An 18,938-nucleotide genomic window follows, 5' to 3' on the forward strand; every position below is an offset into this window, starting at 1 on the left:
GCACGCGCGGGAACCAACCGGGTGCACGCGGGCGTTGTGCACGATGACGGGGGGACGCCCGCGCAGACGGGAGGGACAAGATGACGCAGCGCCAGGAACCCCGGGACAGCACACAGGACCCCACGGAGGCGGCGGAGCGCCGCCGCAGCCGTTTCGGCACCCTGCCCGAGCGGATACGCCCGCAGGACATGGTCGAGACCAGCCCGGCGACCCTGCCCGACCCGGCGCGGAACACCTACAACCCGGACGAATGGCTGATCCGGTACTGCGGCTGACGGACCCGGCCAGGCGCCTCGGGGCGGTCAGACCTTCATGTGCGTGATGTCCGAGAAGGCCGCCGTCCCCGAGTAGCCGATGAGGAAGCCGACGAGCAGGCCTCCCCAGAAGTCCTCCACCGTGACGAAGGACTGTGCGTCGGACTTGCGGGCCGAGAAGATGATGGCGACTCCGCTCAGTATGACGGCCAACAGCAACGCGCCGATGAGCGGGAGGAGCCGGGCCGTCTGGATCAGGGCACCCGGGTGCTGGGTCTGTTGCAGGGCCCTGCCGACACCGCCCAGGAACCCGCCGATCACACCGCCGGACATCACTTTCCACAGCGCGGCCTTCACCGGCACGGTGAAGGAGGTGGTGTTGGAGAAGACCCGCTGGTGGGGTGAGTCCGCAGCGGTGTCGGCAGCGGGGTCCCGGGGCGGCTCGACGGTGTAGATGACGGTGAGCTGCAGGTGGTACCTGGCCGGCAGGAAGAGGGGGTTCCTGCGCGTTCCCAGGCGGATGGTCTGAACGTCGGTGCAGCCCGGCTCCAGGGCGGTTCCCGGCGGCAGGGATCCGGTGAGGGGGACGCGCTCGGGCTCCTCGTCCTCCACCGGACGGATGTCGTACACGTTGATGGTGGACTCGCGGTGCGCCTCGACCGTCAGGTTCCTGGTTCGTGGACTGTGCAGGTTGACCGTGGAACTGCCCTCGGCACGCACCCGCGCGTTGCCCTGCCCCGCCAGCAGGTCGACATCGCGACTGTTCTCGTCGAGGAGGGTGCGCATGACATCCAGCAGGCGTGCCGTCTGCTCCCCCGCATCGGCGGGCAACCTTCTCAGTTCCTGGGTGATCTCCAGGATGCGCTGGTTGCGCGTCTCGATGACCCGTTCCAGCGTGCTGCGCTCGGCCTGGACGTGCTTCTGGCGGTTCGCCTTCCGTGTCTCCGCGTCCGGTGACCGCCAGTACAACTGCGTGGGCAGGCTCAGTACCACCGACTTGACCCACACGGGCACCGCGAAGGGGTTCTTGATGTGCAGGTAGAGCGTGAAGTCCGTGCCCGAGTAGACCTCGGGCACGGACAGGTCCACGGAGAGGTCCAACAGGCCGAGTTGGGCGGGCTGTTCACTTGCGGGTGCTGTCACAGCCGCACGGTAGTGGATCGCGTTCTCTCACCGGACGGCTTTCCTGAAGTACCGCGGTCAGGCCCCGCGCACCTCCGTGAGCGTCACCGGCCGGTGCTCGTGCAGCGACAGGGTGCAGGCCTCCGCGATCCAGCCCGCCTCCAGGGCGTCCTCGACGGTGCAGGGGGAGGGGCGGGTGCCGGACACGACCTCGGTGAACGCGGTGAGCTCGGCGCGGTAGGCGTCCGCGAAGCGGTCCATGAAGAAGTCGTGCGGGGTACCGGACGGGAAGGTCACGCCGGGTTCGACCGAGCGCAGCGGGAGCTTGTCCTCCAGGCCGACGGCGATGGAGTCGGCGAAGCCGTGGAGCTCCATGCGGACGTCGTAACCCCGGGCATTGTGGCGGGAGTTGGAGACCACCGCGATGGTGCCGTCGTCCAGGGTGAGGATCGCGCCGGTGGTGTCGGCGTCGCCGGCCGCCTTGATGTAGTCGGCGCCCCGGTTGCCGCCGACCGCGTACACCTCGGTGACCTCGCGGCCCGTCACCCAGCGGATGATGTCGAAGTCGTGCACGGAACAGTCCCGGAAGATGCCACCGGAGGCGGCGATGTACGCGGCCGGCGGCGGCGCCGGGTCCAGGGTCGTGGAGCGGACCGTGTGCAGCTTGCCCAGCTCGCCCGCCTGGACGGCGGCGCGCGCGGCGGTGAAGCCCGCGTCGAAGCGGCGGTTGTAGCCGATCTGGATCGGCACATCGCTGTGGCGCACGGCCTTCAGCACCTCGACGCCCTCGCTCATCGTCTTCGCGACGGGCTTTTCGCAGAAGACCGGGACTCCGGCCTCGACGCCGGCCAGGATCAGGGCGGGGTGGGCGTCGGTCGCGGCCGCCACCACGATGCCGTCCACGCCGGCGGCCAGCAGCGCCTCCGGCGAGTCCACGACTTGGGCGCCGAACCGCTCGGCGGCGGCCTTGGCGGCGTCTGCGAACGGGTCGGTGACGACGAGCGACTCGACGGCGTCCAGTCCGGAGAGGGTCTCGGCGTGGAAGGCGCCGATGCGGCCGAGGCCGAGGATTCCGATGCGCATGAGGATGAGGCTCCTTGCAGTTCTCACGGGGACGAGCGGCAGTTCTTACGGGGACGAGCGGAGAGGGGGCTTCAGTCGAGGCCGCCGAGGACGTTCTGGTCCCAGTCGATCACCGACCCCGTGACCACCCCCGACCGGTCGGACAGCAGGAGGACCACGAAGTCGGCGATCTCCTCCGGTTGGCCCAGCTTGCCCATCGGCAGCTTCGCCGCGGCCTGCTCGCGCCAGTCGTCGCCGGCTCCGTGGAAGGCGCGCTGGGTGGCGTCCTCGCCCTCCGTCGCGGTCCAGCCGATGTTCAGGCCGTTGATCCGGATCCGGTCCCAGCGATGGGCGTGCGCCGCGTTGCGGGTGAGGCCCGCAAGACCGGCCTTGGCGGCGACGTACGGCGCCAGGAACGGCTGGCCGCCGTGCGCCGACGAGGTGATGATGTTGACGATCGTGCCGGGCGCCTTGCGGGCCACCATGTCGGCGACCGCCGCCTGCATCGCGAAGAACGGTCCCTTGAGGTTGATCGCGATGTGCGCGTCGAACAGCTCCGGGGTCGTGTCCAGCAGCGTGCCCCGGGAGGTCAGCCCTGCGGAGTTCACCAGGCAGTCGATGCGTCCGTAGGCGTCCACCACCTCGGCGACCGCCGCCCTGGCCTGCTCGGCGTCCGCCAGATCGGCGCGCACGAACATCGCCTTGGCCCCGGCCGAGGCCAGCTCGGCGACCAGCGCCTCGCCCGGCTGGGTACGGCGGCCGGTGACCGCCACGACGGCGCCCTCCCGGGCGGCCGCCCGCGCGATCGCGGCACCGACGCCCTGGCTGCCGCCGTTGACCAGGACGATCTTCTCCCGGAGGAGTCCGTCGAGAAGTCCCATGATCTGCCCCGCCCTTCCTCAGCTCTCTCGTCGTTCGGCAGCGGCCCGCAGCTCCGCACGGAGCCGCTCCGGGGCCCACCCCTCGCGCACCGCCCGCCGCAGCACGTCCGCCTGCGCCGGCGGGGCCAGACCGTCGACCGGCGGGTCGCTGTCCAGGTTCGTCGGGAAGGGATAGCCCTCGGCGCTCGCGGCGATCACGTTCTCCAGCCACTCCTCGCCGGCGCCTTCGGCCGCCCGCCGCAGCAGCACCGGGAACACCGCGTTCGCCACCGCCTCCCGGTCCACCGTCTCCATCGCGCGCCCGAAGGCGGAGGACACCTGGAGCAGATTGGCCGTGCGCGGCACGTCCGCCGTGCGGTTGGTGCCGGCGGCGTGGAAGAGCGCCGGGTTGAAGAAGGCCGCGTCGCCCTTGGCGAGCGGGAGTTGTACGTGGTGCTGCTCGAAGTACGCCTGGAACTCCGGGAGCCGCCAGGCCAGATAGCCCGGCTCGTACCGCTGCGAGTACGGCAGACAGAGCGTCGGGCCCGATTCCACCGGCATGTCGCAGTGGGCGACCGCGCCCTGGAGGGTGAGCACCGGGGAGAGCCGGTGCACATGCGCCGGATAGGCGGCCGCGGCCGTGTTGCTCAGGAAGCCGAGGTGGTAGTCCCGGTGCGCGGTCTGCCCTGCACCGCCCGGGTTGACCACGTTGACCTGCGAGGTCACCTGGTAGCCGGGGCCCAGCCAGGCCGAGGAGACCAGGGCCAGCACGTCGTTCGCGTAGTAGTCGGCGAACGCCTCCGCGTCGTACAGGGCCGTCTTCTCCAGCGCGTTCCACACCCGGTCGTTGGCGCCGGGTCTCGCGAAGTGGTCACCGGCGGTCGCCCCGGAGGCCCGCTGTTCGCAGATCAGCGCCTCGAACACGGCCGTGACCCGGTCGACGACCGCCGGGTCCGGGTAGGCACCCGGAATGACGACGATCCCGGGGCCGTCGGCGAACGCCCGCACCAGCTCGGCTCGCAGCGCGTCCCGGTCCTCGGCGGTGGCCAGCCGCTCACCCTCGTACACCAGGACGTTCTCCGTCACCGAGGCGGCGTGCGGGTAGTCCGCGAGGCGGGTCGTCCGGTCGATCAGGGCGCGGAAGGCGGCCAGGTCGCAGTCCTGCTCGGACAGCCAGGCACGGCCTGGCACGGAGGCGACGGACATCGGTGTCCTTTCGGTCACGGCTTTCGGCCACGGCGACGGCGCGGTCCTGTCATTCTTGTCATGACAAACCCCTCGAACAACCAGCAGCCAGCCATCAAAAACCCCTCAAGGAGCAGGCCCATGGGCCACCCGTTCCCGATCCGGGAGATCGCACGTCAGGCGGGTCTCAGCGAGGCCACGGTGGACCGTGTGCTGAACCGCAGGGGAGGGGTGCGCGAGAGCACCGCGCAGGAGGTGCACCGGGCCATCGCCGACCTCGACCGGCAGCGCACCCAGGTGCGGCTGGTCGGCCGTACCTTCATGGTCGACATCGTGGTGCAGGCACCGGAGCGGTTCAGCACCGCCGTACGCGCCGCCCTGGAGGCCGAACTGCCGTCCCTGCATCCGGCCGTGGTGCGCTCACGCTTCCACTTCCGCGAGACCGGGCCGGCCGCCGAGCAGGTCAGGACCCTGGACCGGATCGCCCGGCGCGGCTCCCAGGGCGTGATCCTCAAGGCGCCGGACGTCCCCGAGGTCACCGCCGCCGTGGGCCGGCTCACCGCGGCCGGCATCCCGGTCGTCACCCTGGTCACCGACCTGCCCGCCAGCGGCCGGATCGGCTACGTCGGCAGCGACAACCGGGCCGCCGGAGCCACCGCCGCCTATCTGATGGGCCAGTGGCTCGGCGACCGGCCCGGCCATGTCCTGACCAGCCTGAGCAGCGGATTCTTCCGCAACGAGGAGGAGCGCGAGATGGGGTTCCGCAGCGTGATGCGGGCCCGGCATCCCGAGTGCACCCTGGTGGAGATCGCCGAGGGGCAGGGCCTGGACGCCACCCAGTACGACCTGGTCCGCGCCGCCCTGGAACGGGACCCGGAGATCCGGGCCGTGTACTCCATCGGCGGCGGCAACAACGCCACCCTGCGCGCCTTCGCCGACCTCGGCCGCGCCTGCGCGGTGTTCATCGCCCACGACCTCGACCACGACAACACGCGACTGCTGCGCGAACACCGGCTGTCCGCCGTGCTCCACCACGACCTGCGCCAGGACATGCGGGAGGCCTGCCACCTCGTGATGCGGGCGCACGGCGCGCTGCCCCCGGCCGGCCCGGCGCTGCCGTCCGCGATCCAGGTCGTCACGCCGTACAACATGCCGGCGCAGCCGGCCGAGTGAAGGGGGGAGACCCGGTGACCCGCACCGAGCACACGGAGATCGAGGGCGTACCGATGGTCGCGACCCTCGTACCGGGTGGCGAGATCGGTCTGCTGGCCCTGCACGGCAGCAACGAAGGGGGGACGGCCGAACTCGCGGACCTCGTGGCGCGCCGCTGCGGCGCCACCAGCCTCGTCTTCACCCAGCCGGGGGTACGGCGGCCCGTGCACATCCCGTCCGTGCGCATGGCGGCCGACCACTGCGCACTCCTGCGGGAGTTCCTGAACCGGGTCTCCCTCACGGTCTCCCTGCACGGCCATATGCGGCCCGAGGCACCGCACACCGTCTTCCTCGGCGGCGGCAACCGGGACGCGGCCCGCGTCCTCGCCGAGGCACTGGCCGCCGAGGCCCCGCAGTTCCCGGCCGTCACCGACCTGGCGGCCATCCCGGCCGACCTGCGCGGCGTGCACCCCAGGAACCCGGTCAACCTGAGCCGCCTGGGCGGGGTCCAGGTGGAACTGCCGCTGCCGGCCCGCACGAGCGGGGGAGGCGACATTCCACCGGGTGCGGTGGCCGAGGCGCTGACCGCCGGCGTCAAGGTGCTCGGCCTCACAGATTGATCGCGTAAGCCTTGCGCAGCGTCTCGTGCACGGTCCACGTCGTCCGGTCGCCCGCGCGCAGCACCGCCATGTCGCCCGGCCCCACCGTGAGCGTCGGCCCGTCCGCGACCTCGATCGTCGCCGAACCGCTGATCACGACGAACAGTTCGTCCGCCTCCGTGTCGGTGACCACGCCCGGCGTGATCTGCCAGATCCCGCGGATCTGCCGGCCGTCCGGGGACTCCCAGACCACCTTCCCGGTGACCTTCGGGTCGCCGGAGACGATCTGCTGCGGGTCGAGGGGCTCTGGTTCGAGGTCGGCGTCGGGGATGTGCAGGACGAAGCTGTGCGTCATGCGGCGAGCCTAGCCAGCGCCGGGCCGTGCCGAAGTCGACAGAGTGTGGGGCGTCGGGGCTGGTGGGAGGACACTTCGTCGGTCCGTGCGACTGGCGGGGCGGCGCGGTACGGGTGAACGTGGGGGACATGGCTGACTCCACGGCGGTCGGCACGGCACCGCCCCGGCGGCACGGCACACGCGAGGCCGTCCTGTTCGGGGGTGTGTACGGCGCCGTGCTCGCCAGCTCGCTGGTGGCGGCGCTCACCCAGTACGGGCACACGTCGGCGAAGGTCCGTGGCTATGACGCCGCCTGGGTGCTGGTGACCGCCCTCGCCTCCGCCCTCGCCCACGGCTACGCCCACTACATCGCCGAGCGCACCCCGCACCGCCGCTGGGACGTGCTGCGCTCGCTGTGGGAGGAGTGGCCGCTGGTCGTGGCCGTGCTGCCCACGGTCTTCCTGCTGGCGGGCGCGTACTGGCGCTGGTGGCCGGCGAAAGGCGTCGAATACGCGGGGTTCGTGCTCAACACCCTGATCCTGTTCGCCCTCGGCCTCCTCACCGCCCGCCGGTCGGCCAGGAGTTGGCTGATGGCGGTCCTCATGGGACTCGGGGACGCGCTGCTCGGCCTGATCGTGGTGGTGGCGAACGCGCTGATCAAGTAGGGCGCGTCTCAGGCGTACGGCGACCGGACCCTGCCAGGGGCGCGGGGAACTGCGCGACCAGCGGCGCCGCATCCGGGGTACTGCCTGCAGTTCATCCGCGATGCCCGTGGCCGGCGGTCCGTACTCCGTCCAGCGCGATGGCGAGCACCCGGTCGCGCTGGGCGTCGTCGTCGAAGGCCGTGGCCGTGATGCCGGCGACCATCCGCAGCAGATCGACGAAGTCCATGTCCGCGCGGGCCACGCCCGCCCGCTGGGCGCGCTCCAGCAGCGGGCCTCCGGCGGCGTACATCGAGTCGCGGCAGCTCTGGAAGATCTCCGACTCGTCGTTCAGTGCCTCGCGCACCGCACGCTTGGTGACCATGTAGCCGGCGAACCGGTCCAGCCAGGCCGTCAGCGCCTCCCACGGCTCCAGGTCCGCGACCTCCACGGCCGCCTGGCACAGGGCGTTGACCTCGTCGGCGTAGACGCTCTCGAAGAGGTCGCGGCGAGTGGGGAAGTTGCGGTAGAGCGTGCCGATGCCGACGCCCGCGCGGCGGGCGATGTCCTCCAGGGAGGCGTCCGAGCCGTGCTCGGCGAACGCCTCACGGGCGGCGGCGAGCAGGGCGTCGTAGTTGCGGGCGGCGTCCTTTCGGTGCGGCCGGCGGGCCGCCACGATCTCGCCGACGGGGAACGGCGTGGCCGTCACTGCTGCCTCCCAGGGAGTCGATGAACCGGAGGTGTGCATCCGGTTCAGGTTGAACCGGAGGTGTGCCTCCGCTAGAGTGGAGGAGTGCCTCCACTTTAGCAGTGCGGGGGCGACTCCGCCCTGGGCAGACGTGCCCGGCAGCACATGCCCCCTTCCCCCATCCACAGCGCTCCCACTCGGAGAGGCTCCCTCATGCCCCGCAAGTCCACTCGCCTCACCTTCGCGGTCCTCGCGACCGGTGCGGGCGTGTTCTCCATGCTCCAGTCGCTGATCGCGCCGGCCCTGCCGACCGTCCAGCACGCCCTGCACACCTCCCAGTCGACCGCGACCTGGGTGATGACGGCCTATCTGCTGTCCGCCTCGGTCTTCACCCCGATCCTCGGCCGGGTCGGCGACCTCGTCGGAAAGAAACGCACGCTCGTCGGCGTCCTGCTCGCCGTCCTCGCCGGCTGTCTCGTCGCCGCACTCGCCCCGAACATCGGTGTGCTCATCGTCGCCCGGGTCGTCCAGGGCGTCGGCGGCGCCCTGTTCCCGCTGTCCTTCGGCATCATCCGCGACGAGTTCGCGCCCGCCGAGGTGAGCGGCAGCATCAGCAACCTCTCCGCGGTCATCGCCGCCGGCGGCGGAGTCGGCATGGTCGCCGCCGGACCGATCGTCTCCGCGCTCGACTACCGCTGGCTCTTCTGGATCCCCGTGGCGATCGTCGCCGCGACGGTCCTCATCGCCGTGGCGTACGTCCCCGAGTCGCCCAAGCAGGCCCAGGGGAAGGTCAGTTGGCACGGCGCCACGCTGCTCTCCGCGTGGCTGGTGGCCCTGCTGCTGCCGCTGAGCCAGGCCGGGCGGTGGGGCTGGGGCTCGCCGAGGGTGCTCGGCCTGTTCGCCGCCGCCGTCTTGCTGTTCGCCCTGTGGCTCACGGCCGAGGCCCGCTCCCGCACCCCGCTGATCGACCTGCGCGTGATGCGGCTGCCCGCGGTGTGGACCACCAACGCCGCCGCCCTGCTCTTCGGCGCGGGCATGTACGCGATCTGGTCCTTCCTGCCGGGCTTCGTCCAGACGCCGTCCGCGGCCGGTTACGGCTTCGGAGCGAGCGTCACCGCCTCCGGCCTGCTCATGCTGCCGATGCTGCTGGCGATGTTCCTCTCCGGCGTCCTCTCCGGCCGTCTCGAGCCCCGCGTCGGCGCCAAGGCGCTCCTCACCACGGGGGCCGCCCTCGGCGCTCTGGCCTGCGGCTTCCTCACCCTCTGGCACGACGCCCCGTGGCAGATCGCCGTCGTGGCCGGGCTGTTCGGCCTCGGCATCGGGCTGGCCTTCGCCTCCATGGCCAACCTCGTCGTCGGCAGCGTCCCGCCCGAGCAGACCGGCGCCGCGACCGGCATGAACGCCAACATCCGCACCATCGGCGGCTCCATCGGAGCCGCGCTGACCAGCCTCCTGGTCACCGGCCGACTTCAGCCCTCCGGCCTGCCCTACGCCTCCGGCTACACCCACGGCTGGGCCCTGCTCGCCCTCCTCTGCCTGGCCGCGGCCGGCGCCGCCCTCCTCGTCCCGGCCCGCCGCCAGGGCCGTACGACGGTCCCCGCCGCGACGGGTACGACACGAGCACCCGCCCAGGTGCGGTAGGGTTGACCTGCGTGATCACGCGGGACACCCCGGGTGAGACCGCACCGGGACGTGGCGCAGCTTGGTAGCGCACTTGACTGGGGGTCAAGGGGTCGCAGGTTCAAATCCTGTCGTCCCGACGGGAGCAACGCTTCGCGGTCGCAGATCAGAGCCCTGTTTCGCATCAGCGAGACAGGGCTCTTGATCATGCTCTCCAAGGACGGCCCCGGCCCAGCGAGCCCAGATCACCAAGCGGGAGCGGGAGTTGGAGCGTGGTCCGCTCTCCGCGTTCAAACGTCCCGGGCCGCTACCCGACTACCGTTGCTCCGCATGACAGCCACCGAGATCGACATCACCGAGGACCTGATCCGGGATCTGCTGCGCGAGCAGCACCCCGACCTGGCGGATCGCCCCCTGAAGCTCGGAGCGCTCGGCTGGGACAATCAAGTGTGGCGGCTTGGCGACGACCTCGCCGTCCGGTTGCCCTGGGCGACGCAGTCCGCGGACGCGCTGCTGCGCAAGGAACACGCCTGGCTGCCCCTCCTCGCCCCGCACCTTCCTCTCCAGATCCCCGTCCCGCAGCGTCTTGGTGAGCCCTCCGAACGTTTTCCGCGGCCCTGGCTCGTCACCACCTGGGTACCGGGCGAGCCCGCCGACCGCGCCCCCGCCACGCGCGCCGCGGAGGCGGCCGTCGCCCTGGCCGACTTCCTGACCGCCCTCCACCGCCCCGCCCCTGACGGGGCGCCCGCAGGCCGAGACCGCGGTGGCCCGCTGGCCGACACCGCCGAACACTTCACCCAAGGGCTCGCCTCGGCCACCGAACTGGGGCTGATTCGCGACCCGGACGCCGTCCGCGCGGTCTGGGAAGACGCCGCCGCCGCGCCGGACTGGGCGGGCCCACGTCTCTGGCTCCACGGCGACCTGCATCCAGCCAACATCCTGACCACGAACGGCACTTTCTCCGGCGTGATCGACTTCGGCGACCTCTTCGCCGGCGACCCGGCCTGCGACCTCGCCGCCGCTTGGATCCTGCTGCCGGACGGCGCCATCGACCGCTTCCACGAGACCTACCGGCCAGGCCCGGATGCCGCGACCCTACGCCGCGCCCGCGGCTGGGCGGTGCTCAAAGCCATCGCCTGCATCCACATCGGACACGCCGGCGTCCACGGCCGCCCCGGAGGCAAGCCCACCTGGGGCCCACCCGCCCACGCCGCACTGCGACGCCTCACCGCAACGGTCCACCAGTGATGCCCGCCTTGGCGCCCCAGGTGCCAGGTGCGGCGCCCGGGCAGGCCGCCTGTCCCTTGGGACAGGCGGCCGGCGTCAGTGGCCCGCGCGCTGGCCGCCGTCGACGTGGAGGATCTCCCCGGTGACGAAGGGGGCGTTCTCGAGGTAGACGACCGTGTCGACGATGTCGCTGATCTCGCCCATCCGGCCGACCGGGTGCAGCGCGGCGAGCGTGTCGTGGTAGTCCTCGGAGTGCATGGGGAGCCTGCGCGTTAATAGACCGGTCGGCTAGCTGTGGGTGCGGAATCAGTGCGCAGACAAGCATCAGCGGCCGTGCCGGAGTGATCCGGCACGGCCGCTTGGTGATTCCTGTCAGTCTCCGGTGTGTGACGGAGACTCAGCCGGACGTCCCCGCCGGGGTCGTCGTGGGGGTGAAGCCCTCCTTCTTGTTCGCCGCGAGGGCGAAGTCATTGGTGAACGTCGTGCCGAGGTTCACCTTCGAGGTGGCGTGGCCCACCAGCTCCTCCGTGGCCAGGACGTTCTTGGGGCCGCCGGCCGGCATGATGCCGTCCGGGAGGAACTGGCCCTTGTCCTGGGTCAGGGCCGAGATGTAGTCGGCCTTGGTGACCAGCTGGTTCTGCACGAACGACTGCGGCAGCTTGTCGGCGATGTCGGCCGCGCTGTGCTTGTCGATCCAGTGCATGGTGGCCACGAGCGCGTCGACGACCTTCTGCACCGCGTCCTTGTGCGAGTTCACCCAGTCGGTACGGGCGATGACACCCGCGGCCGGCCAGGCGCCGCCCGTCGCGGCCGTGGCACCCGAGGTGGTGGCCACGTCGACCGCCGAGTAGCCGATGCCCTTCTTCTGGATCGCGGCGACCGTGGGCTGGGTCGTCATGACACAGGCCACCTTGCCGTTCTGCAGCGCGGCGATGGCGGTGGAGCCCGCGCCGACCCCGATCCGGTGGAAGTCGGCGGTCTTGACGCCCTTCTTGGCGGCCAGGAACTGGGTGAGGGTGTCGGTGCCCGAGCCGAGGTCGGTGACGCCCAGCGTCTTGCCCTTGAAGTCCGCGGCCGAGTGCACCCCGCTCTTGGTGCCGCACATCTCCCGCTCGCCCGGCGCGCCGGAGAGCTGGACGACGTCCTCCACCGCCTTGCCCTTCACCTGGAAGTCGATCGTGTGGTTGTACCAGGCGCCGGCCATGTCCACCTGCCCCGAGGCCATGGCGTCCTCGGCGCCGGTGCCGCCGTCCTGCTCGGTGCTCAGCACGACGTTGACGCCGTACTTCTTGTAGAAGCCGAGGTTCTGGGCGAGCTGGTACGGCAGGTAGATCTGCTTGTCGATGCCGCCGACCATGATCTTGACGGTCGGGGTACCGCCGGAGCCGCTCGAACCGGAGCCGGAGGAGCTGCTGGAGCATGCGCTGGCCGCGCCGAGGGCGAGGACGGTGACGAGGGAGGCGGTGAGGGTTCTCTTGAACATGGCGGCTCTTTCGTTGTCGGTCTTTCGGGAGGGAAGGTGCGAAGGGCTGGGAAGTCAGAGGCTGTTGGCCTCGGAGGGGGCCGGCGGGCGCCAGGAGAGCAGCCGGTGCTCGAGCTTGCCGATCAGCCACTCCGCGCCGAGCACGATCACCGCGATGACGAGCATCGTGGCGAACACCCCGTTGGGGTCGAAGTTGTTCTGCGCGGTCTTGATGACGAGGCCGAGGCCGCTCTGCGCGCCGAGCACCTCGCCGACCAGCGCGCCGACGATGGCGAAGCCGAAGGCGCTGTGCAGGCTGGCGATGATCCAGGTCAGCGCGGACGGCACGATCACGTGCCGGATGATCTGCAGCTGGGAGGCGCCGAGCACCCGGGCGTTGGCGAGGATGTTGCGGTCCACCTCGCGGACGCCCTGGAAGGCGTTGAAGAAGACGATGAAGAACACCAGCACGGCGGCGAGCAGGATCTTCGGGGTGACGCCGATGCCGAAGGCGACGATGAAGATCGAGCCGAGGACGATACGCGGGATGGCGTTGACCATCTTGATGTAGGGACCGAGGACGTCGGACAGATAGGGGCTCTGGCCCAGTGCGACGCCGACGACGACTCCGGTGCCGGCGCCGAGGGCGAAGCCGATCAGCGCCTCCTGGATGGTGGTCCAGATGTTCGCGTAGAAGGACCCGAACTCGGTGCCGTTCTGGAAGAGGTCGATCAGCCGCTGCCAGATCCCGGACGGCTGCCCGAAGAAGAACGGGTCGACGATGCCCCAGGTGGTGAACGCCTGCCAGCCGCCGATGACGACCGCGGCGAGGCCGAGTCGGCCCGCCCACACCAGTGCGACCCGCCGTCGTGCGGCCCGTTTGGCGGCGGACGCGGCCGAGGCGGGCCCGCCGTCGGCGACCGGGACGGTGGAAGCGGTGGACGTCGTGCTCATGCCTTTCCTCCTGCGGTGCGTGCGTAGGCGCGCTCCACCTCTTCGCGCAGCGTGTCCCAGATCTGGTGCTGGAGTTCGATGAAGCGGGGCTGGTAGCGGATCTCCTGGACCGAGCCACGCGGCCGCGGCAGGTCGATGTCGAAGACGGCCTTGACCGACCCGGGGCTGGACGTCATGACGACGACCCGGTCGGCGAGCGCCACGGCCTCGTCGAGGTCGTGCGTGATGAAGATGACGGAGGGGCGGATCTGCTCCCACAGGTCCAGCAGCTCGGTCGACATGATCGCCTTGGTCTGCACGTCCAGGGCGCCGAACGGCTCGTCCATGATCAGGATCTTGGGTTCGTTGATCAGCGCCGCGGCCATCGCCACGCGCTTGCGCATACCGCCGGAGAGCTGGTGCGGATAGCGGTCCTCGAACCCGGAGAGGCCCACCCGGCGCAGCCAGTCCCGCGCCGAGGCCTGGGCCTGCTGCTTGGGGACACCGCGGAAGACGGGGCCCATGAGCACATTGCCGAGGACCGTCTTCCAGGGCAGCAGCGCGTCCGCCTGGAACATGAAGCTGACGCCGTCGGTGATGCCGTCCACCTCACGGCCGCCGACCTTGACCGAGCCCTCGCTGGGCCGGTCGAGGCCGGACACCATGCTGAGCGTGGTCGACTTGCCGCAGCCGGTGGGACCGACCACCGCACAGAACTGACCCGGCTCCACGGTGAACGAAACGCCTTGCAGCGCCGTGAACACCTCACCGGCAGGGGTCAGGAATCGCTTGGTGAGCCCGGAGATCTCGATGCGCGCGTCCTCGCGCTCTGCTGCACCGGCGATCGGGCTCCTCGCGACATCGTTTCGCGAAGCCATGTGAGGCCGTCTCCTTCCACACCTCGTGGGGTCGAGGAAGGCAGACGCTAGGGGTCACCCGGTGTTACGTCGCTGTTTCCCAGGTATCTCGCGAAAGCTGCGTTAACCGGGGTTCTGCTCATTCTGCTCAGTGATACGGGGGTGGGCAGGATTTCGGCCATCGGGCACAATCACGCCACCACGGGTGCGGCGCAGGGCCGGCCCGGCACCCGGCGGGACAGAGGCGAAGAGGCACCTGTGACACCCATCCGTATGCGGATCGGGCGCGGCGGGAGGGGGAGACTCTCCGCGCGGATCCTCACCAGCCAGCTCGTCATCCTGGCGCTCACCGGCGCCATCGGCTTCGTGCTGTTCGCCTTCGCGCAGCGCTCCGCACTCGACCGCACCTACGAGGAGCGGGCCGTGGGCATCGCCCAGACCGCGGCCGCGGACCCGCAGATCCGGCGGGCCATGGAGTACGGCGACGGCGGTGACGTGGTGCAGACCGCCGCCGAGCGGATCCGGCGGGCGTCGGGGGCGTCGTACGTGGTGGTGATCGACCTGCACGGGGTTCGCCACTCGCACCCCATGCCGGAGCTGGTCGGGGCTCCGGTGGCCGAGCCGATCGTGGTGCTGGACGGCCGGCCGCACGTCGGCACCGACCAGGGCGCGACCGGGCGGTCCGCCAACGGCAAGGCCCCGCTGTACGGGCCGACGGGCAGGCTGGTCGGCGAGGTGTCGGTGGGCATCCCGGAACGACATGTGCTCAGCGAGCTGTGGCGCGAGCTGCCCACCTTCGGCCTGTACGCCGCGATCGCCACCGCGCTCGGTGCCGCGGCCGCGTATCTGCTGGCCAGGCGGTTGAAGCGGACCACGTTCGGGCTGGAGCTGGAGGAGATCGCCGGACTGCTGCAGGACCGCGAGGCCATGCTGCACGGCATCCGCGAGGGCGTGGTCGCCTTCGACCCCGACGGCCGGATCACCGTCGTGAACGACGAGGCCCGCCGGCTGCTCGGCCTCGGCACCGCGCTCGGCAGCACCGTCGAGCAGGTCCTGCCCGACGGCCGGCTGCGCCGCGCCCTGGACGGCACCCTGACCGGCACCGACGTCAGCGTTCTGACCGACGAGCACTGCCTCGTCGTCAACCGCATGCCGGTCACCTTGCACGGCCGTGAACTCGGCGCCGTGGTCACCGTGCGGGACCGCACCGAGCTGGTCGGACTGCTGCGCGAACTCGACTCCGTGCGGGGCCTGACCGACGCGCTCCGGGCCCAGCAGCACGAGTTCACCAACCGTATGCACACCCTGGCCGGCCTGCTCGACATCGGGGAGTACGACGACGCCTACGAGTTCGCCGTCGGCGCGGCCGGCGCCGGCCAGGCGCTCACCGAATCCGTGCGCAAGCGGATCGGGAACTCGCTGATGGTCGGTCTGATCGTGGCCAAGACCACCGTCGCCACCGAGCGCGGCGTACGGATCGTGCTGACCGACGACTCCGCGCTCGGCCAGGACCCGCCGCACCTGCACCGGCTGCTGACCATCGTCGGCAATCTGCTGGACAACGCGGTCGACGCGGCCGGCGAGGGCCCGCGCCCGGCGGGCGGCCGCGAGGTGCGGCTCACCCTGACCGAGAGCTCCCACGAGGTGCGGGTCCGGGTCGCGGACACCGGTCCAGGGGTCCCGCCGGAATCGGCCGAGTCGATCTTCGAGGACGGCTGGTCGACCCGGCCGGAGCGGGGCACCGCCCGGCGCGGTCTGGGACTGGCCCTGGTGCACCGGCTGGTGCAACGGCACGCCGGCACCATCACGGTCAGCGAGGGACCCGGCGCGGTCTTCACGGTCGTACTGCCCCTGCCGGAGACGGACCTCGCGCCACACGGAGCACTGTTCACCACGGCGTTGCCGGTGGGAGGCGAGCGCTGATGATCCGGACCCTGGTCGTGGACGACGACTTCCGGGTGAGCCACATCCACAGCGAATACGTGAGCCGCGTCCCGGGTTTCGACGTGGTCGGCGAGGCGGCGAGCGTCGCCGAGGCACTGGAGGCGGTCCGGGCACTGCGCCCCGACCTGCTGCTGCTCGACATCTTCCTGCCCGACGGCAGCGGGCTCGACGTGCTGCGCCGGCTCACCGGGGACGAGGGCGGGGCCCGCCCCGACGCCCTGATGATCACGGCGGACCGGGACATCGAGTCGGTGCGCAGCGCCATGAAGCTCGGTGCCGTGGGCTACCTGGTCAAGCCGTTCGGCTCACCCGACCTGTGCGAGCGGCTCACCGCCTACCGCGAGCTGCAGCACCGCGTGGAGGTGCTCGGCCCGGCCGCCGAGACGGACCAGGCCGATGTGGACGCCCTGTTCAGCGCGGCCCGGCCGCCCGCCGTCCCGCGGGTACCGGCCAAGGGCCATTCGGCGCCCACCCTGACGCTGGTCCACCAGGCGCTGCGCACCGCGCGCGGCCCCATGTCGGCGGCCGAGGCGGCCGAACTCACCGGCGTCTCCCGCGCCACGGCCCAGCGCTATCTGTCCTACCTGGTCAAGGAGGGCATGGTCCGCCTGGAGCTCCGCTACGGCGCGGCCGGGCGCCCGGAGCACCTGTACCGCATCGTCACCTGAACCCGCGGCCGACCCTTCACCGGGTGCGGGACACGGCCTCGCCCGCGTCCGCCGGCTTGCGCTGCCGGCGCGCCGCCATCACCGCGTAGACCAGGATCCCGACGAACAGGAACAGCACGCCCTGGTATACCGCCGCGTACCCGGCGCCGGCCATCAGCCAGATGGAGAAGGCGGCCGCGATCGCCGTGATCACCGAGTCCCGCACCAGCCGCGTCCGGTCCACCGACCTGCCGGAGACCAGGTGGAAGAGCTGCGCCGCCGTCGCCAGCAGGTAGGGCACGGTCGCGGTGAACGTGGTGACGAGGACCAGGACGTCGAAGACCTTCGCCGAACCCGACAGGTAGTTGTATACCGTGAGCAGGGAGGAGAGGACGACCGTGACGCCGACGCCGACCGTCGGCACGCCCCGGCGGCGGCGTGCGAAGGCCGCCGGGAACAGGCCGTCCTTGGCTGCGGCGTACGGGGTCTGCGCGCTCAGCAGCGTCCAGCCGTTGAGGCAGCCGGTCATCGACACCAGCGCCGCAAGCGCCACCGCCGTACCGCCCCAGCTGCCGCCGAACATCGTGTTCACGGCGTCGGAGAAGGGGGCCGTGGAGGCCAGCAGCCGGTTGTGCGCGACCGTACCGAAGACGGACAGCGTGCCCAGCAGATAGACCAGCGCGGCGCCCGCGGTGCCGATCACGGTGGCGCGCCCCACGTTGCGGCGGGCGTCCCTGACCTCACCGGCGCTCACGGCGGCGGACTCCACGCCGAGGTAGGAGAAGAGCAGCAGGGCGGCGGAGGCGGAGACGGCTCCGATCGCGCTGTGTCCGCTCGCGTTGAACGGACCGAGCCGGGACGGGTCGAAGAAGAACAGGCCGCCGACCGCGACGAGCAGCAACGGCACGAACTTCAGCACCGTCGACACCAGCTGGACCGCGCCCACGTACCGGGTGCCGGCGAAGTTGGCGAGAGCGGGCAGCCACTGCAGCAGCAGGGCGGCCAGACACGCGGTCCACTTGTGGTCGTTGACCGGGATCAGCACGTCCAGATAGCCGACTGCGGCGACGGCGAGCGCCGCGTTCGACACCCAGGTGGTGATCCAGTACGCCCAGGCGGCGAGGAACCCGGCGAAGTCACCGAAGGCCTCGCGGGCGTAGACATAGGGGCCGCCGGTACGGGGGTCGCGCGCGGCGAGCCGGCCGAAGACCAGCGCCAGCGCGATGGCACCCACGGTCAGCACACCGAAGGCGATCAGGCTGACCCAGCCGTACGGGGCGATGGAGGCGGGGAGCAGGAAGATGCCGCCGCCGATGATGTTGCCCATGACCAGCGCGGTCGCGACCGGCAGACCGAAGCGGCGGGCGTGCTTGCTGCGCGGGTCCGCGACGACGGCGGTGAGGTCCTCGGCGGGGGCCGGAGCCGGCTGCGGGGCGGTTCCGGTGACGTGCATGGGTGGTGCGCCTCTCATCGAACAGATGTCCCAGGATCGCCGGGACGCAGCCATGGTCCGGGATGGCCCGGCCTGCCGCAAAATCGCCGCTTCTTGTGCCGTCCGGGCGGGTCGTTCGTGAAAAAAGTGCGCTGACGCGGCGTCTCCACCGCCAGATATTCGGCGCCTCGGCCTTGCCTCGGCCCCGCGTCGGCTAACCCCGGTCCGTGCCCTCGGCCCACAGACTGCGCACATGCCCCAGGTGCCGGGTCATGATCGCGTGTACGGCCTTGTCGTCCCGTGCCAGCAGGACGTCCAGGAGTTCCAGGTGCTCCTCGGCCGAGGCGAGCAGCCGGCCGACCTCCACCAGTGCGGTCAGGCCGTAGAGGCGGGAGCGTTTGCGCAGGTCGGCGACCACCTCGACCAGATGGGCGTTGCCCGCGAGGGCGAGCAGGCCGAGGTGGAAGCGGGTGTCGGCCTCGACATAGGCGATCAGGTCGCCCGCCACCGCCGCCGTGACGATCTCGCGGGCCGCCGGGCGCAGCGCCTCCAGTGAGACACGGTCGGCGGTGCGGGCCAGTTCGACCACGGTCGGGATCTCGATCAGGGCGCGGATGTGCGTGTACTCGTCCAACTGCTTGTCGGAGACGACGGTGACCCGGAAGCCCTTGTTCGGCACGGTGTCGACCAGGCCCTCCTTGGCCAGGTCCAGCATCGCCTCCCGCACCGGCGTCGCCGAGACGCCGAAGCGGGCGGCGAGCGAGGGCGCGGAGTAGACCTCGCCCGGCCGCAGCTCGCCGGCGATCAGCGCGGCGCGCAGCGCGTCGGCGACCCGCTCGCGGTAGCTGCTGCGCCGGCCGCCCAGCCGGGGGAGCGCGGGCATCGCCGTGCCGCGCGTGCTCGGTGCCATGTCACGCAT

At 71.3% G+C, this 18,938-nt stretch carries 19 protein-coding genes, 1 tRNA gene and 1 pseudogene; 9 read left to right on the forward strand and 12 right to left on the reverse strand.

Going from position 1 to position 18,938, the window contains the following annotated elements; genetic code table 11:
• Positions 1 to 80 precede the first annotated feature (80 nt).
• Positions 81 to 275 (forward strand): hypothetical protein, encoded by a 195-nt coding sequence (locus ACZ418_RS10045; RefSeq protein WP_468359791.1) that lies wholly within the window; start codon positions 81 to 83, stop codon positions 273 to 275.
• Between the two features lie 27 nt (positions 276 to 302).
• On the opposite strand, the gene ACZ418_RS10050 is transcribed toward ACZ418_RS10045, so the two are convergent.
• From ACZ418_RS10050 to ACZ418_RS10065, 4 genes are all read right to left on the reverse strand, one after another.
• Positions 303 to 1,397: a hypothetical protein gene (locus ACZ418_RS10050; RefSeq protein WP_468359794.1), complete on the reverse strand. Its 1,095-nt coding sequence runs from the start codon at positions 1,395 to 1,397 to the stop codon at positions 303 to 305.
• Between the two features lie 57 nt (positions 1,398 to 1,454).
• Positions 1,455 to 2,459, reverse strand: a complete 1,005-nt coding sequence (locus ACZ418_RS10055; RefSeq protein ID WP_468359797.1) for a Gfo/Idh/MocA family protein — start codon at positions 2,457 to 2,459, stop codon at positions 1,455 to 1,457.
• A 71-nt stretch (positions 2,460 to 2,530) separates the two neighbouring features.
• Positions 2,531 to 3,319, reverse strand: a complete 789-nt coding sequence (locus ACZ418_RS10060; RefSeq protein ID WP_468359801.1) for an SDR family oxidoreductase — start codon at positions 3,317 to 3,319, stop codon at positions 2,531 to 2,533.
• A gap of 18 nt (positions 3,320 to 3,337) precedes the next feature.
• A complete protein-coding gene (locus tag ACZ418_RS10065; protein ID WP_468359804.1) occupies positions 3,338 to 4,504 on the reverse strand; it encodes a phytanoyl-CoA dioxygenase family protein in 1,167 nt (388 codons plus the stop codon).
• Positions 4,505 to 4,624: 120 nt separating this feature from the next.
• Here ACZ418_RS10065 and ACZ418_RS10070 point away from each other — a divergent pair, with 120 nt between their 5' ends.
• Positions 4,625 to 5,656 carry a LacI family DNA-binding transcriptional regulator gene (locus ACZ418_RS10070; protein ID WP_468359807.1) on the forward strand — a complete coding sequence of 344 codons (1,032 nt, stop codon included), beginning with the start codon at positions 4,625 to 4,627 and terminating at the stop codon, positions 5,654 to 5,656.
• A gap of 14 nt (positions 5,657 to 5,670) precedes the next feature.
• Entirely contained in the window at positions 5,671 to 6,255 is a 585-nt protein-coding gene (locus ACZ418_RS10075; RefSeq protein ID WP_468359810.1) for a poly-gamma-glutamate hydrolase family protein, read from the forward strand.
• Here the strand turns inward: ACZ418_RS10075 and ACZ418_RS10080 are convergent.
• On the reverse strand, positions 6,245 to 6,589 hold the full coding sequence (locus ACZ418_RS10080; protein WP_468359813.1) for a cupin domain-containing protein: 345 nt from the start codon (positions 6,587 to 6,589) through the stop codon (positions 6,245 to 6,247). The genes ACZ418_RS10075 and ACZ418_RS10080 overlap by 11 nt on opposite strands.
• Positions 6,590 to 6,717: 128 nt before the next feature.
• Between ACZ418_RS10080 and ACZ418_RS10085 the strand changes: the two genes are divergently transcribed.
• Positions 6,718 to 7,233: a hypothetical protein gene (locus ACZ418_RS10085; protein WP_468359816.1), complete on the forward strand. Its 516-nt coding sequence runs from the start codon at positions 6,718 to 6,720 to the stop codon at positions 7,231 to 7,233.
• Positions 7,234 to 7,324: 91 nt separating this feature from the next.
• On the opposite strand, the gene ACZ418_RS10090 is transcribed toward ACZ418_RS10085, so the two are convergent.
• Positions 7,325 to 7,918, reverse strand: coding sequence for a TetR/AcrR family transcriptional regulator (locus tag ACZ418_RS10090; RefSeq protein WP_468359819.1), 594 nt, complete (start codon positions 7,916 to 7,918; stop codon positions 7,325 to 7,327).
• A gap of 192 nt (positions 7,919 to 8,110) precedes the next feature.
• Here ACZ418_RS10090 and ACZ418_RS10095 point away from each other — a divergent pair, with 192 nt between their 5' ends.
• The 3 genes from ACZ418_RS10095 (at position 8,111) to ACZ418_RS10105 (ending at position 10,765) form a co-directional block, all read left to right on the forward strand.
• Positions 8,111 to 9,538: an MFS transporter gene (locus ACZ418_RS10095; RefSeq protein WP_468359820.1), complete on the forward strand. Its 1,428-nt coding sequence runs from the start codon at positions 8,111 to 8,113 to the stop codon at positions 9,536 to 9,538.
• 45 nt (positions 9,539 to 9,583) lie between these two features.
• Positions 9,584 to 9,657, forward strand: a tRNA-Pro gene (locus tag ACZ418_RS10100).
• Positions 9,658 to 9,847: 190 nt separating this feature from the next.
• A complete protein-coding gene (locus tag ACZ418_RS10105; RefSeq protein WP_468359823.1) occupies positions 9,848 to 10,765 on the forward strand; it encodes an aminoglycoside phosphotransferase family protein in 918 nt (305 codons plus the stop codon).
• 75 nt (positions 10,766 to 10,840) lie between these two features.
• On the opposite strand, the pseudogene ACZ418_RS10110 reads toward ACZ418_RS10105, so the two are convergent.
• The 4 genes and pseudogenes from ACZ418_RS10110 to ACZ418_RS10125 form a co-directional block, all read right to left on the reverse strand.
• Positions 10,841 to 11,017: pseudogene (locus ACZ418_RS10110) on the reverse strand (SDR family oxidoreductase); the annotation flags it as partial.
• 124 nt (positions 11,018 to 11,141) lie between these two features.
• Positions 11,142 to 12,227 carry an ABC transporter substrate-binding protein gene (locus tag ACZ418_RS10115; RefSeq protein ID WP_468359826.1) on the reverse strand — a complete coding sequence of 362 codons (1,086 nt, stop codon included), beginning with the start codon at positions 12,225 to 12,227 and terminating at the stop codon, positions 11,142 to 11,144.
• 54 nt (positions 12,228 to 12,281) lie between these two features.
• Positions 12,282 to 13,160 (reverse strand): ABC transporter permease, encoded by an 879-nt coding sequence (locus ACZ418_RS10120; protein WP_468359829.1) that lies wholly within the window; start codon positions 13,158 to 13,160, stop codon positions 12,282 to 12,284.
• A complete protein-coding gene (locus tag ACZ418_RS10125) occupies positions 13,157 to 14,017 on the reverse strand; it encodes an ABC transporter ATP-binding protein (RefSeq protein WP_468359832.1) in 861 nt (286 codons plus the stop codon). The genes ACZ418_RS10120 and ACZ418_RS10125 overlap by 4 nt, the downstream gene beginning before the upstream one ends.
• Positions 14,018 to 14,254: 237 nt before the next feature.
• On the opposite strand from ACZ418_RS10125, the gene ACZ418_RS10130 reads away from it, so the two are divergent.
• Entirely contained in the window at positions 14,255 to 15,919 is a 1,665-nt protein-coding gene (locus tag ACZ418_RS10130) for an ATP-binding protein (RefSeq protein WP_468359835.1), read from the forward strand.
• Positions 15,919 to 16,608 carry a response regulator gene (locus ACZ418_RS10135; protein WP_468359839.1) on the forward strand — a complete coding sequence of 230 codons (690 nt, stop codon included), beginning with the start codon at positions 15,919 to 15,921 and terminating at the stop codon, positions 16,606 to 16,608. Before ACZ418_RS10130 ends, ACZ418_RS10135 begins: the two co-directional genes overlap by 1 nt.
• Before the next feature lie 16 nt (positions 16,609 to 16,624).
• On the opposite strand, the gene ACZ418_RS10140 is transcribed toward ACZ418_RS10135, so the two are convergent.
• Entirely contained in the window at positions 16,625 to 18,040 is a 1,416-nt protein-coding gene (locus ACZ418_RS10140; protein ID WP_468359841.1) for an amino acid permease, read from the reverse strand.
• A gap of 193 nt (positions 18,041 to 18,233) precedes the next feature.
• Entirely contained in the window at positions 18,234 to 18,938 is a 705-nt protein-coding gene (locus tag ACZ418_RS10145; RefSeq protein WP_468359843.1) for a GntR family transcriptional regulator, read from the reverse strand.

The sequence above is a fragment of the Streptomyces sp. NPDC030820 genome (assembly GCF_055572075.1).